The sequence below is a fragment of the Streptomyces triculaminicus genome, from assembly GCF_017349075.1.
In the GTDB taxonomy this organism is placed as follows: Bacteria; Actinomycetota; Actinomycetes; order Streptomycetales; family Streptomycetaceae; genus Streptomyces; species Streptomyces triculaminicus.
This window is the reverse complement of the sequence record NZ_JAFMOF010000001.1, coordinates 1,606,322-1,621,819: the sequence shown is the minus strand read 5'-3', so window position 1 is coordinate 1,621,819 and position 15,498 is coordinate 1,606,322. Positions and strand designations below refer to the sequence as shown.

Sequence of the window (15,498 nt, the reverse complement as noted above, 5' to 3'; positions counted from 1 at the left end):
GACCTCACTCCTGGCGGAGCCTCAGCTCGCACCACACCGTCTTGCCGGTGCCGTGTGGGCGCAGGCTGACGTTCCACACGTCGGCGAGGGCGGCGACGAGCGCGAGCCCCCGGCCCGCCTCCTCGTCGTCCCTCGCCTGCCGCACGCGGGGGACGCCGCGCCCGGCGTCCGACACCTCGATCCGCAGCTTCTCGCCGTCGACGGTGCACAGCGCCCGGATCTCCCGCTCGGGCGTCGTCCGGCCGTGTCTGCACGCGTTGGCCATGAGCTCGCTCAGCAGCAACGCGGCCACGTCGGCCGTCTCCTTCCCGACCGGCCAGTCCCGCGCCTCCTCCCGCAACAGCCTGCGCGCTCGCCCGACGCTGCGGGGATGACAGGGGAAGCACCAGCCGACGAACTTCAGCGGGGTGCGAGGTCGTGCTGCTCTCATCGATGTCCTCGGAGCGGTGAGTTTCGGCGTTCAGGCTGAAACCGTGGCTGGCGGAGGAGCACCATCGGGAGTAGCGAGGTGGGTACGACCCTTGTCGTACCCGGCAGGGCACCGGAGGGGACCGCACGGTGACAAACGAGAGCTCTCAGCCGCCGATGGCATGGCGGTACTGCGGCAACCAGCTCAAGCTCTGGCGCACGCAGGCCGGCGTCAGCCGCGAGGAGCTGGCCAAGGAGGCCGGGTACGAGTACGAGACGGTCAAGTCGATGGAGCAGGGGCGGCGGAGGCCGACCGTTCGGCTGCTCGAGGTCGCGGACGAGATGTGCGGGGCGCGGGGCAAGTTGGTCGCGGCGACCGACTATCTGCAGCCGGAACGACAGCCCGGTCACGTCCGGGAGTACATGGAAGTCGAGGCCGAGGCAATCGCGATCTACTCCTACGAAACCCTCTTTGTCCCGGGCCTGTTGCAGACCGAAGAGTACGCAAAAGCCCTGATGGCCAGCCATTGGCCGCCCATCGATGACGACACACTCGAAGACCGCGTGACAGCCCGCCTACGGCGCCAGGAAAAACTGACGCGCAAGCCAGCCGCACTGTTCAGCTTCGTGGTCTACGAGGCCGCGTTGCGCACCAGCACTGGCGGCGCAGCGGTCATGAAAGACCAGCTGAGCCACATGCTCGACGTGGGCACTCTGCGCAACGTGTCGATCCAGGTGCTTCCCGCCGATCGGTACGCACCCTCCCACTTGAACGGCCCCTTGCTGCTACTGGAGACCGAGCAACACAGCCACTATGGCTACGTGGAAGGCCAGAACACCCACGTGCTGTATTCCGACGCACCTACCGTCAGCACCCTGACCAAGCGCTACGGGATGATCCGCATGCAGGCGCTCAGCGCGGAGGAGTCGGAACAGTTCATCAGAAGGGCATTGGAAACGCTATGAGCAACAAGCTGGCATGGCTCAAGTCCAGCTACAGCGACAACGTGGGCGGCAACTGCATAGAGGTCGCCACCCTCCCCGATGTCATTCACGTCCGAGACTCGAAGCTCGAGCTTCGGGAACGCGGCCCCCGGCTGACGATCCCCCCGCAAACATGGGGCCGCTTCATAGCCGAGCTTCGGGCGTCGAGCCTCGAGCATCCTCTTTAGGGAATGGGAGGTGGGGTTGAACCCACCCACCCTCCCAACCCCGCGTAAGCACACGCAGATGACTTTGCGCAACCGAGTCGCGACAGTGCGCACTCGCCCTGTAGCGTGCGCGGCAAGAAACAACCCCCGCCGGTGCGCCAACACCGATACGGGGGTCTGACCACCAAGATCGAACGGACCGATCCTGTGGCTATCGCCAACACTATCGTCGCCGCACGCCCCCACACTCCCCCAATGGCCGCACCCGGCTACGGAAAACGTTCCGCACCGGACCAGGCAGCCCGCGATCGGCAGACCTTCGCTCATCTGCCCGAGCGCGAAGCGCACATCGCGGCGCACATCGATCGACTGCCCGACGGCGCCGCGATCGACGTGAAGACCCTGGCCAAGGAGCTGGCGGCGTACGGCCAGCAAGCAATCCGTACAGCCCTCACCGCGCTCACCGCCGCCGGGCATGTCTTCCGCAAGCGCGAGACCGTCGGCGAAGGCCGCACCCAGTGGGTGTGGCGCTCGTACTTCTCGCGCACGCCGCGCAGCGAAGCGTGGTGGAAGCGCTTCCTGAAGGGCGACACGGCCGGAGGAGAGCCGCAAGCGGCGGAGGAGGAACCGCGCCGCTCAGAGGCCTACGAGGCCCTGGCCGTCGTCGGCCGGACGGACCCCCGTCTCCCCCTGTCCGCTGCGGAGTGCGCGGACCTGGAACCGCTGGCCGCGGAATGGCTGGCGCGCGGCATCACTCGCTCCCAACTCGTCCGAGCACTCACGGCGAATCTTCCGGGCGACATCCACGCCCCGGCCGCCTTCACGCGCAGTCGCCTGCTCACGAAGTGCCCACCGGAGCTGCCCCCCGCTCAGGAACCCACCCCACCCACCCTCTCGGAATGCGCCGGCTGCGGCACCCCAGGCCGCCCGGAAGCTCTCCCCGACGGCCTCTGCCACCCCTGCCACGGCGCCCCGACCGAGCCGCCCGAGCTGCCCGAGCCCTCACCCGTCCCCACCCGAGCCGCAGCGGCGGCGGCGAGAGCCGCCCATCAAGCCGGGCGAGCCCGCTTCCTCGCCCGCCCCAAACGGGCTGCTCAGGCGAACAGTTCGCCGAGCAGCTCGGGGCCGAGGGCGATAGGGGCGGGCCGGTAGGCGGGCGGCCGGGTGCCCATCAGCTCGCGGACCAGGAAGTCCCAGCAGCGCTTGCGGACGTAGGACAGGCAGTCGATGAAGGTGTGCTCGGCGCCCGGGACGATGAGGAGCTCGAAGTCCTTGTCGGCGGCGAAGAGCCGGTCGGCCAGCCGCAGCGTGTGGTGCGGGTGGACCTGGTCGTCCATTTCGCCGTGGACGAGCAGCAGCTTGCCCGCCAGGCGGTCGGCGAGGTCGACGTTGGAGGTGCGGGCCCAGGCCTCGGGGTTGTCCGCGCCGTCGTAGGTCTCCACGAAGCCCAGGTTGAAGTGGCGGGCGTCGTGGGAGCCGGAGAGGGCGACTCCGGCCTTGTAGACCTCGGGGAAGTCGAGCATCGCCCGCGCCGCGGCGAAACCGCCTCCGGAGTGGCCGAACGAGCCCACCCGGTCCAGGTCCATCCACGGCCGGGTCCGGGCCAGCTGTCGCAGCGCCGCGACGTGGTCGGCCAGGCAGCCCGCGTCGGCCAGGTGGCCGTAGGAGGCGTCGTGGAAGGACTTGCTCCGCCCCGGGGTGCCACGCCCGTCCAGCGCGATCACCACGAAGCCCAGCGCGGCGAGGGGCTCCGCGTCGAGGCCCATCCCGCCGGGGTCGAAGCACGGGGCGACCCGGGCGACCTGCGGGCCGGGGTAGACGTTGTCCACCACCGGGTAGCGCTCGGCGGGGTCGAACCCGTGCGGCCGGTACAGCACGCCGTAGATGTCCGTCACGCCGTCGGCCGCCTTGACGCGGAAGCGTTCCGGCGCCGTCCAGCCGGTGGCGGTGAGCTTGCCGATGTCGGCGCGCTCCAGCTCGGCCAGCACCCGCCCGTCCCAGTCACGGACGCGGGTCACCGGCGGGGTGTCGGCGGTGGACGCGGAGTCGATGAAGTACTCCTGGCCGTCCGGCATGGTGACGACGTGGTCCAGCTCGTCGTCGGTGACCTTGGCGAAGCCGGTGCCGTCCAGGCCGACCCGGCACACCGTGCGCCGGTACGGGTCCTCTTCGACCAGCCCGGAGGCGGTGAAGTACACGACCCGCTCGGCCTCGTCGACGCGCAGGATCTGCCGGACCGCCCACTGCCCGGAGGTGACCTGCCCGAGCAGTTCGCCGGTGCGCAGGTCGTACCGGTACAGGTGACCCCAGCCGTCCCGCTGCGAGTACCAGAGCACCTCGTCGGCCAGCACCCGCACGATCGGCGGCTCGTACATCCCCTGGTTGGGCTCGACGCGGGTGGCGCCGGTCTCGGTGAGCACGGTGGTGACCTCGCCGGTGGCCGGGTCCAGTCGGTGCAGGGTGAGCGTGCGCAGGTCGCGGGGCCGGGCGAGGTAGTACACGGCCGAGCCGTCCGGGGCCCACCACGCCCACTTGCTCGTGATCGGCGACATCATCGGCATGAGCAGCGGCTCGGCCTGTGCGCGGACCACGGTGCCCTCGGCGACGTCCAGTACGACCAGCTCGGCCAGCGGCATGTTCTCGTCCCCGGCGTAGGCGTACCGCTGGGTGTGCAGGAGGGGCGCGCCGCCGTCGGCGGGCCGGGCCTCCACGAGGTGGGTCTGCCGGACGTCGCGCTCGTCGGTCCGGTGCGCCAGAACCTTCGTCGAGTCGGGCGACCAGGCCACCGCGGGCGGCAGGTACGGCAGGCCGATCTTGCGCAGCAGGGTGCCGTTGCTCGTGCAGTCCGGGCCGGGGCCGTACTGGTAGTCCGGCTCGCCGTCGGTGGTCAGCGCCCACTCGCGGCCGTCGGACAGCGACCGCGCCCACAGGTCGTGCCCCCGTCGGGACACCGCGACCTTCTTGTCGGGGGAGGACACCTCCAGCGGGCTGCCCGGAGGCGTGAACTCGGCCCGCTCGCAGGTGTAGTCGTCGAGGCGGCAGCGCCAGTACTCGCCGAACGCGGCGAACTCCACGGCGTTACCCGCTGGTTCGATGGCTATGAACGGCAGGGCCTCGGGGTCGGTCTGCTGCCCGGAGGCGGCGGTCAGCGCGGCGGCGAGCCGGGCGTGGTCGAAGGCCGGTTCGCGGGTGCCCGCCGCCGGGTCGACCAGGACGAACCGCCTGCCGGTGCCATTGCTCACCGCGTACCAGAAGCGGGCGCCTCCGTCGATCCACTGCGGCCTGACCTTGTCGCCGACGACGAGCTCGCCGGGGCGGGCGGGGCGGCGGAAAAGTTGCTCGGCGGCCTGGTAGTCCTCAGTGGTGCTCATTCTTTCTTCCCCCATGATCGTTTTCGGTTTTGGCGCGAAGAGTACTTGTCAGAGGCTGCGGGCGGTGATGTTGCCGTAGGACGTGGTCGCGTGGATGGTCACGTCGGCGGTGCCGCCGGTGTTCTTGAGCGTGTTGTGGATGCGGCCGTAGGCGGTGCCGGCGTCCAGGGAGGCGGAGACTCCGCGGGCGGCGCCGACCGAGATCTCGCCGTGCTCGGTGCGCAGCGTGACCGTGCCGTACGTCGCTTCGGCGATGTGGAGGTCGCCCTTCTGGGTGCTGATCTGCGCGTCGCCGCGCAGGCGGCCGACGGCGATGTCGCCGGCCTGGAGGGCGAGGTGGGTGCCCTCGGCCTCGTCGAGCTTGACCGTGCCGTGCGCGGCCTCGAAGGCGACGTCGCCGAGCCGCCCCACGCCCCGGAGTTCGGCGCTGGCCGCCTTCGCCTCGACGCGGGAGCCGGCGGGCAGCTGGACGGTGACCTCGACGGAACCGGGGTTGCCCAGGAGCCGGTTCTTCGCCTCCAGGGCCTCGATCCGCAGGACGCCGTCGGCGTACGCGACCTCGATCCGCTCCGCCGCCTTCACGTCGCGGCCCTTCGAGGCGTCCGCGGGCCGGACCTCGACCGTGGCGTCGACCCGGTCGGCGGCGATGAACTGGATGCGGCCCGCGGGGATGTCGAGGACGGCGGCGATCGGGGCGGCGGTGGCGAACTTCTGCATGATGTCTTCCTTCGGCTCGTCGTTTCTGACGAGGGAAAAGCTACGTTGCGTTTCGAGACCTGGCAACACACTCGTTGCAAATAATCAGCATCACCGCAGGTCACGGCCGCAATATCGTTGCAACGGTCCTGAATTTAACGCAATGACAGCCCTCCGTTCGTTGCAATGAATTGGAAGTGAAGGCTATGCTCGGAGGCACCTAGGACCCACGAAGGAGATCGCGATGCCGGGAGGCAGGCTCACCCAGCAGGAACGCCAGCAGATCGCGCTGGGCATGGCCGACGGCCTCGCCTACGCGGAGATCGCCAGGCGTCTCGACCGCCCCACCTCCACGGTCACGCGTGAGGTGATGCGCAACGGCGGCCCCACCGCCTACCGCGCCGACCTGGCCCACCGCGCCACCGAACGCCGCGCCACCCGGCGCAGGCAGGCCACGCCCCGTGAGTCGCAGGCGCCCGCGCAGGCCCACGGACGCGACCCCGAGGCCGTACGCGAGTACGAGGAGGTGCTCACCACCGTCCTCATCGGAACGGGCACGCCCAAGATGATGGCCCGGGTGCTGACCTGCCTCTACACCACCGACGCGGGCAGCCTCACCGCGTCCGAACTCGTCCAGCGCCTCCAGGTCAGCCCGGCGTCCATCTCCAAGGCGATCGCGTTCCTCGAAAGCCAGGGCCTCGTGCGCCGGGAACGCGACGAACGCCGCCGCGAGCGCTACGTCGTCGACGACGACGTCTGGTACCAGTCCATGATCGCCAGCGCCCGCGGCACCACGTACTTCGCCGAAGCGGCACGGCAGGGCGTCAGCGTCCTCGGCCCCGACACCCCGGCCGCCCAACGCCTCGAGAACATCGCCCGCTTCGTCGACTTCGTCTCCGAGAGCATCACCCGTGCCGCGGAGCAGGCCCGCGACCTCCTCTACACGAAACCCGAAACGACCCCGGACAGCCCTGCCACGCCGCCTTCGGATCACGGATAGACGGCCCCCGGGCCCGAGCGAGCTCGGGCCACCGCTCGCCCCTGTGGGTGATTGCACTCGTTTGCACCCGACAAGAGGATTGGCTTCGTAACGCACGCTCCCCCGGCAGGAAGGCCGAGTGATGAGCAGGCACACCCCGCGGCACACCCCGCGGCGACCCGCGTTCCGGAAGCCGGCCCTCGCCGTGGCGGCGGCAGCGCTCCCCCTCCTCCTCGCCGCCCCCGCCCCGGCGCCCGTGGCCGCCGCTCCCAAGGCGGTGTCGACCCTTCAGTCCGCCTCGATCCGCTTCCACACCGAGGACGAGGACAAGGACGGCGACACCCGGGTGACCATCACGGTCCGGGACCGCAACCACGCGGTCGTCGCCGAGCAGAGCGGCGACCTGGGGCAGTGGGACGAGGGCGAGGACTCGCCGGAGATCGGCCTGGTCGTCCGCGCGGCCAGCCCCCTGCCCGATCTGAGCGGCGGCACCGTCCACATCCGCATCGACCCCGTCGGCCACGACACGTGGTCGTTCACGTTCCGCGCGACCATGAACTACTCGGGCGGCGAGGGCGTGATCGTCAACCGGACCCAGCGCATCACGCTCAGCCAGGACAACCGCGACGCGGACACGGTGATCTAGCGGCCCTCCGCCGGACTAGCGGCCCTCCGCCGGGCGGCCGTCCGGCTCCGGGACGAGGCCGTCGGCGACCAGGCCGGCGAACACCGCCTCGCCCAGGGCCCGTACCGCGGACTGGGGCCGGACCATCACGGTGAACTCCTTGACCCGGCCCGCTTCGTCGAACTGCAGCAGGTCGATGCCGTGGATCTCCTTGCCGCCCACGCCGGCGCGGAAGAGGAGGATCTCCGAGGGGGTCTCGGCGCCGTCGGTGCTGGTCTCGGCGGTGCCGTCGAAGCGTCCGACGTAGCGGAAGTCCTCGAAGGTGCGCAGGAGGACGTTGAGGAGGCCCAGCACCATGGGACGGCCCTCGAAGGGCGTGAACTTCACGGGGCTGTAGAAGCGGATGTCCTCGGTGAACAGGTCGTTCATCGCGGCGAGATCGCGCGCCTCGACGGCGGCGCGGAAGCGCGTGGCGGTGGCGGCGGCAGCAGCGGCAGTGGCGGTGGCGGTGGTCTCCGTGGACATGAACCCTCCGATACTCAAGAAGAGGACTACTCAGATTCTTGAGTAGGTATGCTGCCCCGGCGGACGAGGAAAAGGGAAGGGGTGGTCTCGCATGGCCTTGCGGCACGCGGTGCTGGCGGCGCTGCTGGACGGCGAGTACAGCGGCTACCAGCTGGCCAAGGCGTTCGACGTCGGCGTCGCCAACTTCTGGCACGCGCTCCCTCAGCAGCTCTACGCCGAACTGACCAAGCTGGAGCGGGAAGGCCTGGTCACAGGACGGCAGGTGGTGCAGGAGACCCGGCCCAACAAGCGCCTCTTCCGGACCACCGACGCCGGCCTCGCCGAGCTGGAACGTTTCGCGGCGGCCGCGTCGAAGCCCTCGTTCATCCGTGACGACCTGCTCGTCAAGGTCCAGGCCGCCGACCGCACCGGCACCGGGCCGGTGATCGAACAGCTGGAGGAGCGCGCGGCCGCGGCCGACGCCAAGATCAGGCTTTTCGGTGAGATCCTGCGGCGGATGCGCGGCGACGCGGACGAGGAGGAGTTCCTGCGCCACGGCGAGCGGATCGGCCCGTACCTCACCTGCCTGCGCGGCCTGGACTTCGAGCAGGGCAACCGGGACTGGTGCCTGCGCACAGCGGCCGTCCTGCGCGAACGGCAGACGGCCGGAACGGGCGTACGCGACGACGCCTCGGTCCGCCCGGCGACGCGCTGAGCCCCTAGACCAGCGGGCCGCCGGCCTCCCACTGGTCGCCCTCGCCCGCCATCACGTACGCCCCGCCCTCGAGGCGCCCGATCAGCCCCCGCGTCCACTCCGCGCCGCTGTCGGCCATCTGGACCCACATCCCCATGACCTCGCCGATGTGGCCCCAGTCCTCGCCCTCGGCCGGGGTCCAGCGGGCGCGGATGTCCTCGCGCCACTCCTCGAGCGCGGCGAGCCGCCGCTTGAGGAGTGCGACGGCCTCGGCGCGCGGCAGGTCGACGATGAAGCCCACGCCCGCCGTCAGGACGTCGGTCCTCTGGTCCGCCGAGGTGAGCGCCTCGCGCAGCAGGCGGAGGTACTCGCGGTCGCCCGCCTCCGTCAGCTCGTACTCCGTACGCGGCGGGCCGCCGGCCTCGCTGGGCGCGACGTCGTGGGCGAAGAGGAGGTCCTGGCCCGCCATGGCCTTCAGCGCGTGGTAGATCGACCCGGGCTTGGCGTTGGACCACTCGTGGGCGCCCCAGAACTCCAGGTCGCTGCGGACCTGGTAGCCGTGGGCGCGCCCGCGCCGGCGGACGGCGCCCAGCACGAGCAGCCGAATGGCTGACATCTCTCGCCTCAGTCTCTCTGTGCCGCCTGGGCCGTGGGACGGCGTCGGGGCCGGTCGGCGTGAGTGCCGGTGCGACCACGTGCCGTTACGGCCCAGCGTAGACGGGGCGCGTACGGGCCCGGCGCCCCGCCCGGCCCGAGCCCGAGCGGCCGCTCAGCCCGCCTGCTGCTCCGCGAGCAGCTCGAACGCCGTCTTCCCGTCCAGCGACTCGCGGACGATGTCCGCGTGGCCGGCGTGACGGGCGATCTCCTCGATGAGGTGGAGCAGCAGCCAGCGCACGGAGACGCCGGCGCCCTGCGGGAACCACGGCGCGTCGGGCAGCGCGAACGTGTCCTCGAGGTTCACCGACAGGACGAAGCGCTCGGTGTCCGCGGCGACCGCGTCCCAGCGGGCGAGGAGCTCGGCGACGGTCTCCTCCTCCGTGGGGCGCCAGCTGGCCTGCCACTGCGCCATGGACTCCTCGAAGTCCTCGGGCGCCAGGCCGCGTGCCCGCTCGACCCAGCCGCGCTCGCCCTCGACGGCGTGCTTCAGGAGCGCCCGGAGCGAGAGCTCGCTGGCGCTCGGCGCGGCGTCGGCCTGCTCGTCGGTCAGTCCGAGGACGGACCTGCGAATGCCGCCGCGCTGGGCGTCGAGGAAGTCCAGCAGCGTGCCGCGCTCGTCGGCGACGTTCTTCTCGACCACATGAGTAGGCATGGGGCTTCCACCGTCTTTCTCGTCTGTTCCTGCGTTCCTGTGTTCCTGTTCGACGAGTTCACAGTAGGAGCCATGTAGGCCAGATCCCGACCTATATTGATCGTCAGAAGGGGAATCTGCTCCTTCCATGCTGTATCGAGATCCACTTCGTGGTCGTGAACGCCTCCACCATCGAGTCGCCGTTCAGCCGCCCCACGCCCGAGTGCTTCTCGCCCCCGAACGGCACGATCGCCTCGTCGTGCACCGTGGCGTCGTTGACGTGCACCATTCCCGACTCGACGCGCTTGGCCAGCCGTACGCCCCGCTCCACGTCACCCGTGTGGACGGCGCCGCTCAGGCCGTACGGCGTCGCGTTCGCGAGGCGGATCGCCTCCTCCTCGCCGTCGAAGGGGATGATCAGCGCGACCGGGCCGAAGATCTCCTGGCCCAGGATCGGCGCGTCCTGCGCCAGTCCCGTCAGCACCGACGGACCGACCAGCGTGCCCTCCGTACGGCCGCGCAGGAGGGCGGTGGCGCCGTCCGCGACCGTCTGCTCCACCAGTGTGGTGATCGCCTCCGCCTGGCCCGCGTTGATGAGCGGGCCGATGTGCGTAGCCGGGTCGCCCGGGTCGCCGACCTTCAGGGTGCGCACCTTGGCGACGAACTTCTCCGTGAACTCCCGCTCCACCGAGCGGTCGACCAGCACCCGGTTGGCGGCCATGCAGACCTGCCCCTGGTGGATGAACCGGCTGAAGACCGCGGCGTCCACGGCGTAGTCGACGTCGGCGTCGTCGAGGACGATCAGCGCGCTGTTGCCGCCGAGTTCGAGGATCGTGCGCTTGAAGTGCGAGGCGGCGACGGTGGCCACATGGCGGCCGACCTTGTCGGAGCCGGTGAAGGAGATGACCTTGGGGACGGGGTGCTCTATGAGCGCGTCGCCTATCTCCGCTATGTCGGTGACGACGACGTTCAGCACGCCCGCCGGAAGACCGGCGTCCGCGAAGAGCCGGGCCACCAGGCCGCCGCCGCACACCGGGGTGTTCTGGTGCGGCTTGAGGACGACGGCGTTGCCCAGCGCGAGCGCGGGCGCCACGGACTTGATCGACAACAGGAACGGGAAGTTGAACGGGCTGATGACCCCGACGACCCCGACCGGCACCCGGTAGAGACGGTTCTCCTTGGTGTCGTCCGGGGACGGCAGAATCCGCCCCTCCGCGCGCAGGGCCAGGTGAATGGCCTCCCGTAAGAACTCCCGGGCCAGGTGCAGCTCGAACGCCGCCTTGACCGCCGTGCCGCCGCACTCCGCCGTGATGGCGGCGGTCAGCTCCGCCTCATGGTCGTCGATGACGCGCAGCGCCCGTTCGAAGACGAGCCGGCGGGTGTACGGATTGGTGGCCGCCCAGCCCGGCTGGGCACGCTCGGCGGCGCGGTAGGCCTGGTCGATCTCGGTGACCGTGGCCACGGTGATCGACGCGAGCTTCTCCCCGTCGTAGGGATTGAAGTCCACGATGTCCCAGGAGCCACTGCCGGCTCGCCATTCCCCGTCGATGTACTGGTAGGCGAGGTCGGTGAAAATCGAATCGTAAGTGCCGTCGGACATGCGCCATCCTGTCTGCGAATAGCGGGGCGCTCGTGACGCCCGTAACGATTGCGTACTCCCGATGTGACGTCATCGTACTGATGAGTCAGCGGAGTTGAAGTAGGCGTCCGATCAGCTCGCGGCTGTCCGCCGGGGAAAGACTGTCGGCGTGCAGCCGGTCCATGACCCGCTCGTACTGGGCCACGTCCTCGCGCTTGTCCAGGTAGAGCGCGCTGGTCAGCTGCTCGAGGTACACGACGTCGGAGAGGTCCGACTCGGGGAAGCGCAGCATCGTGAAGGCGCCGCTCTCACCCGCGTGTCCGCCATGGGCGAAGGGCATCACCTGCAGCGTCACGTTCGGCTGCTCGGAGATGTCGATGAGGTGCTGAAGCTGGTTGCGCATGACCGTTTCGCCACCGTACGGACGGTGCAGTGCGGCCTCGTCCAGAACGGCGTGAAAGCGCGGCGCCCGCTCGGAGAAGAGCAGCTTCTGGCGCTCCATGCGCAGCGAGACGCGCCGCTCGACCTCGGCGGCGTCGGCCCCGGGCTGGCCGCGCACCACGACGGCGTGGGCATAGCCCTCGGTCTGCAGCAGGCCGTGCACGAACTGGACCTCGTAGATCGAGATGTGCGACGCGGCGCCCTCCAGACCCACATAGGTCTGGAACCAGCTGGGCAGGACGTCGCCGTAGCTGTGCCACCAGCCGGCGACGTTGGCCTCCCGGGCCAGCCCCAGCAGCGGATCGCGCTCGGCGCCGTCGGTGACTCCGTAGAGCGTGAGCAGATCCTCGACGTCCCGTGCCTTGAAGCTCACCCGGCCCAACTCCATACGGCTGATCTTCGACTCCGACGCACGGATCGAGTACCCGGCTGCCTCGCGCGTGATGCCCCGTGACTCCCGCAGCCGCCTGAGCTGGGAGCCCAGGAGTATGCGCCGCACCACGGAACCGCTCGACTCGCTCGTGGCCATCATGGCGACCTTCCTCTTCCGGTCCTGTGCCAGGTTTTTTGTGGTCTCGTCGCTTCCGCACCCCTCTGAGGGCGACCCCCGCTACCCCCGGCGCCGAAGTCTGCCACTTCCGGGCTCCGTTGAGTGCATGTCCGGTTACGCAGACAAGCCAACGACGGGAGCGCTACCGAAGGAGGCGTAGGGAGAATTGCGCCGCAAACCCCCTGTGCGCCCCCAAATCCCTCTCGTGCACGTGCATCTGCCCTTGCATCCGCCCCGCGCATTGGCAACCATGGAGCTCGCACACGTGCACGTCACGTCCTCGATTGCCAGGAGTGCCTCGGATGGGTACCGAAGGATCGACTGTGCTCTCCCCTTTATGGAGAGGGCTGCCCCCGATCGACTCATCCGCCGTCTCCACCTCGGCCTCATGTGGACTGCCACCCCGCTTCGAAGCCGTGGGCACAGCCCGCAAGTTCACCCGATCCACGCTGGGCCAATGGAATCTGAACGGGCTCTTCGACGAGGTCGCCCTCGTCGTCTCCGAGCTCGTGACCAACTCCATGCGCTATGCCATACCGGCCGACCACAGGAGTGTCGGTACGGAGTACGAGCCGCCCGTACGTCTCCACCTGCTGCGCTGGACGTCGCGGCTGGTATGCGCCGTACGCGATCCGAGCGAGGCGAGCCCGGTCGCGGGCGAAGCCGGCGCCGGGGACGAATGCGGGCGAGGGCTGTTCCTCGTGGAGCAGTTCACAGACGCGTGGGGATGGCATCCCCTCGCGGGGGCGTTGCACGGCAAGGTCGTCTGGGCGCTGTTCCGCCTGCCGCGCGACTGACGGCGCCGTTCGCGGCCTCGGCCGCCGCCCCGGCCCCCAAGCGCTCGTCACGACTACCACCCTTCGCGATTCGGGGGGCTAATCGCGAATGAGGTAGTCGAATTCCCCGTCCTTGATCCCGAGGAGCATGGCCTCGATCTCGGCCGGGGTGTACACGAGCGCCGGGCCATCCGGGTGGCGGGAGTTGCGCACAGCGACCCCGCCACCCGGCAGCTTGGCGAACTCGACGCAGGAACCCTGGGAGTTGGAGTGGCGGCTCTTTCGCCAGACGACATCTTCGATGTCCGAGGCGGCCATGCCGTTGTGCGCCTGGGGCACTGGACTCTCCCGGATCATTTGCAGGGGGACACCCTCACCCGGAACAGGGATTCGAGGATGGCAACTGCTCCGGATCATACCGGCGTTCATGTGCCGATGCATGAGCCGATGCACGTGCACTCAGGGTGTTCCCGCCACTACTTCACGGCTTCTTCCCGGAAGCTGAACCTCCAGCAGAAAAGCCTCCGGAATAGGGCAGCAGCCCCATCTCCCGGGCGTTCTTGATCGCCCGTGTCAGCTGCCGCTGCTGCTGTCCGGTGACCCGCGTCACCCGGCGACTGCGGATCTTCCCCCGGTCCGAGATGAACTTCCGCAGCAGATCGGTGTCCTTGTAGTCGATGTAGGTGATTCCGGCGGCGTCCAGGGGATTGGGGCGCGGCTTGAGGTCCCTGCGGTTGCGGAGTTCGGGGCGACGGGGCATGGCGGAAGTCCTTAGGAGGTAAGCGGGATCTCCGGGAAGCGGGATCTGCCCGGAGACGGGATCTGTCAGGAAACGGGGTCGAGGAGTTCGTCGAACGCGTGCGAGAGACCGCGCCACTTCGTCGGGCCTGCCCCGTACTCGGCGTCGGTGAGCAGGCAGGACTCCAGCAGCGAGCGCACGCCCTCGGCGTCCAGGCCGGGCGAGGTGAAGGTCAGGTACTGGCCGCGGTCCCCGTGCTCGGGGTGCCAGTCCAGCGCCGCGGCCACCCGCCGCGTCGCGGGCACGAGGTCCCAGGCGGCGTCCGGCAGGGCGGCCAGCCAGGGGCCCGCGTTCTCCACGCACAGCGCGCCACCCGCCGCGTCCCACGACAGCAGCGTGTCGGGCCGGTCCGCCAGCCAGAACCGCCCCCGGCTGCGGGCCGCGGCGCAGGCGAGGTCCTCCAGCGCCGCGTGGAGACGGCCGGGGTGGAAGGGACGGTGGGCGCGCCAGGAAAGCGTGGCGACGCCGCCCTCGTCGGCCTGCTGCGGCAGCAGGGCGCAGGCCGGGTGCTGGCGGGCGGCCGCCGCCTCCACGTCGAAGCCGGCGACCGCCGCCCGGGCGAGGTCGGCGGAATCGACCGGAATGTGTCGTGCCGCGGGGGCGAGCTGGGCCAGCAGCGCATGGTCGGCCGCGTCGGCCGCCTCGGGCCCCTCGCCCAGGGCCAGTACGGACACGTACTCCAACTGGCGGGCGAAGGCGTCGCCCACCGTGCGCTGATCGGTGGGCGCGGCCGCCAGGCCGCTCTCGGCGAGGTCGTCCCCGACGGCGAGCGTGTCCAGTACGAGTGCCGGGTCGACGGCCGTGAACACCCCGGTCAGCCGGGCCTCCTCGGCGCCGTGGGCGGCCACCACCTCGGCCATTGCCCGGGGCTCCACGGAGTCCCACAACTCGACGACGGCCAGCCGGTGCAGGCCGCTCGCGGCCAGGCGCTCCAGCTCGGGCAGCAGGTCCTCGCGCAGCGCGCAGCACGCGCAGTCGTTGACCAGCGGCGTCTCGCCCTCGTCGAGCGTGCCCGAGCGGTCCCGTACGGTGCGGCGGACCGTCCCGAAGGCGGCGGCGGTCGACAGGTCGTGGTGGAGCGCGACGCTGCCCGGCACGGACTCCAACAGGCGCTGGACTGTGGCCTGCCGGGCGTCGCGGTGCAGGCCCGCGACCAGCACGACGGGCAGCGGATCGACCGGCATCACCGGCCACCGCCACGCTTGCCGTAGCGGCGCTCGAAGCGCTCCACCCGGCCCGCGGTGTCCAGGACGCGGGCGGTGCCTGTGTAGAAGGGGTGGCTCGCCGAGGAGATCTCGACGTCGATGACGGGGTAGGTGTTGCCGTCCTCCCATACGACGATCTTGTCGCCGGTGGCCGTGGACCGGGTGAGGAAGGCGTAGCCGGCGGCCCGGTCGCGGAAGACGACGGGGCCGTAGGGCGGGTGGATTCCGGGCTTCATGACGGTCAGCGCTCCTCTCGGAAGACCACGTGACGACCGGCGACGGGGTCGTACTTGCGCAGTTCCATTCGGTCGGGGTCGTTACGGCGGTTCTTGCGGGTCACGTAGGTGTGGCCGGTTCCGGCGGTGGACCGGAGCTTGATGACGGGACGTAGCTCGTTGCGGGCCATACGGCTACTATACAGAAACGGTTTCC

General features: G+C 70.2%; 20 protein-coding genes. 7 read left to right on the top strand and 13 right to left on the bottom strand.

The annotated features are described in order from the left end of the window. Positions 1-4 precede the first annotated feature (4 nt). Complete coding sequence (locus J1792_RS07540) at positions 5-430, bottom strand: ATP-binding protein (RefSeq protein WP_086575396.1); 426 nt, start codon at positions 428-430, stop codon at positions 5-7. A 128-nt stretch (positions 431-558) separates the two neighbouring features. On the opposite strand from J1792_RS07540, the gene J1792_RS07535 reads away from it, so the two are divergent. The 3 genes from J1792_RS07535 to J1792_RS07525 all read left to right on the top strand — a co-directional run bounded on the left by J1792_RS07535 (position 559) and on the right by J1792_RS07525 (position 2,711). Continuing rightward, positions 559-1,374: a helix-turn-helix domain-containing protein gene (locus J1792_RS07535; protein ID WP_307842916.1), complete on the top strand. Its 816-nt coding sequence runs from the start codon at positions 559-561 to the stop codon at positions 1,372-1,374. Beyond that, positions 1,371-1,580 (top strand): DUF397 domain-containing protein, encoded by a 210-nt coding sequence (locus J1792_RS07530; RefSeq protein ID WP_207246874.1) that lies wholly within the window; start codon positions 1,371-1,373, stop codon positions 1,578-1,580. Before J1792_RS07535 ends, J1792_RS07530 begins: the two co-directional genes overlap by 4 nt. Positions 1,581-1,814: 234 nt before the next feature. After that, positions 1,815-2,711 carry a hypothetical protein gene (locus J1792_RS07525; RefSeq protein ID WP_207246873.1) on the top strand — a complete coding sequence of 299 codons (897 nt, stop codon included), beginning with the start codon at positions 1,815-1,817 and terminating at the stop codon, positions 2,709-2,711. On the opposite strand, the gene J1792_RS07520 is transcribed toward J1792_RS07525, so the two are convergent. Together J1792_RS07520 and J1792_RS07515 are read right to left on the bottom strand one after the other, a co-directional pair. Then, the gene (locus J1792_RS07520; protein ID WP_207246872.1) at positions 2,654-4,930 is read right to left on the bottom strand and encodes a S9 family peptidase; all 2,277 of its coding nucleotides are present in this window, start codon (positions 4,928-4,930) and stop codon (positions 2,654-2,656) included. The two genes, J1792_RS07525 and J1792_RS07520, sit on opposite strands and share 58 nt — an antisense overlap. Positions 4,931-4,978: 48 nt before the next feature. Next, positions 4,979-5,647: a DUF4097 family beta strand repeat-containing protein gene (locus J1792_RS07515; RefSeq protein WP_207246871.1), complete on the bottom strand. Its 669-nt coding sequence runs from the start codon at positions 5,645-5,647 to the stop codon at positions 4,979-4,981. Between the two features lie 223 nt (positions 5,648-5,870). Between J1792_RS07515 and J1792_RS07510 the strand changes: the two genes are divergently transcribed. Then, complete coding sequence (locus tag J1792_RS07510; RefSeq protein WP_207246870.1) at positions 5,871-6,626, top strand: GbsR/MarR family transcriptional regulator; 756 nt, start codon at positions 5,871-5,873, stop codon at positions 6,624-6,626. A 121-nt stretch (positions 6,627-6,747) separates the two neighbouring features. Continuing rightward, complete coding sequence (locus J1792_RS07505) at positions 6,748-7,251, top strand: hypothetical protein (RefSeq protein ID WP_207246869.1); 504 nt, start codon at positions 6,748-6,750, stop codon at positions 7,249-7,251. A gap of 15 nt (positions 7,252-7,266) precedes the next feature. Here the strand turns inward: J1792_RS07505 and J1792_RS07500 are convergent, their stop codons facing one another. Then, on the bottom strand, positions 7,267-7,755 hold the full coding sequence (locus J1792_RS07500) for a nuclear transport factor 2 family protein (protein ID WP_207246868.1): 489 nt from the start codon (positions 7,753-7,755) through the stop codon (positions 7,267-7,269). A gap of 91 nt (positions 7,756-7,846) precedes the next feature. Here J1792_RS07500 and J1792_RS07495 point away from each other — a divergent pair, with 91 nt between their 5' ends. Further along, a complete protein-coding gene (locus J1792_RS07495; RefSeq protein ID WP_086566003.1) occupies positions 7,847-8,449 on the top strand; it encodes a PadR family transcriptional regulator in 603 nt (200 codons plus the stop codon). Between the two features lie 4 nt (positions 8,450-8,453). Here the strand turns inward: J1792_RS07495 and J1792_RS07490 are convergent, their stop codons facing one another. From J1792_RS07490 to J1792_RS07475, 4 genes are all read right to left on the bottom strand, one after another. After that, positions 8,454-9,044, bottom strand: coding sequence for a PadR family transcriptional regulator (locus tag J1792_RS07490; protein ID WP_086566002.1), 591 nt, complete (start codon positions 9,042-9,044; stop codon positions 8,454-8,456). A 153-nt stretch (positions 9,045-9,197) separates the two neighbouring features. Continuing rightward, positions 9,198-9,737, bottom strand: coding sequence for a DinB family protein (locus J1792_RS07485; RefSeq protein WP_086566001.1), 540 nt, complete (start codon positions 9,735-9,737; stop codon positions 9,198-9,200). Between the two features lie 103 nt (positions 9,738-9,840). After that, on the bottom strand, positions 9,841-11,316 hold the full coding sequence (locus J1792_RS07480; RefSeq protein ID WP_086566000.1) for an aldehyde dehydrogenase family protein: 1,476 nt from the start codon (positions 11,314-11,316) through the stop codon (positions 9,841-9,843). An 85-nt stretch (positions 11,317-11,401) separates the two neighbouring features. Further along, the gene (locus tag J1792_RS07475; protein ID WP_086566008.1) at positions 11,402-12,265 is read right to left on the bottom strand and encodes a Sco1979 family transcriptional regulator; all 864 of its coding nucleotides are present in this window, start codon (positions 12,263-12,265) and stop codon (positions 11,402-11,404) included. 323 nt (positions 12,266-12,588) lie between these two features. Between J1792_RS07475 and J1792_RS07470 the strand changes: the two genes are divergently transcribed. After that, the gene (locus tag J1792_RS07470) at positions 12,589-13,083 is read left to right on the top strand and encodes an ATP-binding protein (RefSeq protein ID WP_179198712.1); all 495 of its coding nucleotides are present in this window, start codon (positions 12,589-12,591) and stop codon (positions 13,081-13,083) included. 78 nt (positions 13,084-13,161) lie between these two features. On the opposite strand, the gene J1792_RS07465 is transcribed toward J1792_RS07470, so the two are convergent. The 5 genes from J1792_RS07465 to rpmG form a co-directional block, all read right to left on the bottom strand. Then, on the bottom strand, positions 13,162-13,419 hold the full coding sequence (locus J1792_RS07465) for a DUF397 domain-containing protein (RefSeq protein ID WP_242645469.1): 258 nt from the start codon (positions 13,417-13,419) through the stop codon (positions 13,162-13,164). Positions 13,420-13,543: 124 nt separating this feature from the next. Continuing rightward, positions 13,544-13,822 (bottom strand): 30S ribosomal protein S18, encoded by a 279-nt coding sequence (rpsR, locus tag J1792_RS07460; RefSeq protein ID WP_086565997.1) that lies wholly within the window; start codon positions 13,820-13,822, stop codon positions 13,544-13,546. 65 nt (positions 13,823-13,887) lie between these two features. Then, entirely contained in the window at positions 13,888-15,045 is a 1,158-nt protein-coding gene (locus tag J1792_RS07455) for a GTP-binding protein (RefSeq protein WP_207246867.1), read from the bottom strand. Beyond that, entirely contained in the window at positions 15,045-15,302 is a 258-nt protein-coding gene (locus J1792_RS07450; RefSeq protein WP_207246866.1) for a type B 50S ribosomal protein L31, read from the bottom strand. Before J1792_RS07450 ends, J1792_RS07455 begins: the two co-directional genes overlap by 1 nt. Positions 15,303-15,307: 5 nt before the next feature. Continuing rightward, on the bottom strand, positions 15,308-15,472 hold the full coding sequence (rpmG, locus tag J1792_RS07445; RefSeq protein ID WP_086565994.1) for a 50S ribosomal protein L33: 165 nt from the start codon (positions 15,470-15,472) through the stop codon (positions 15,308-15,310). Positions 15,473-15,498: the final 26 nt, after the last annotated feature.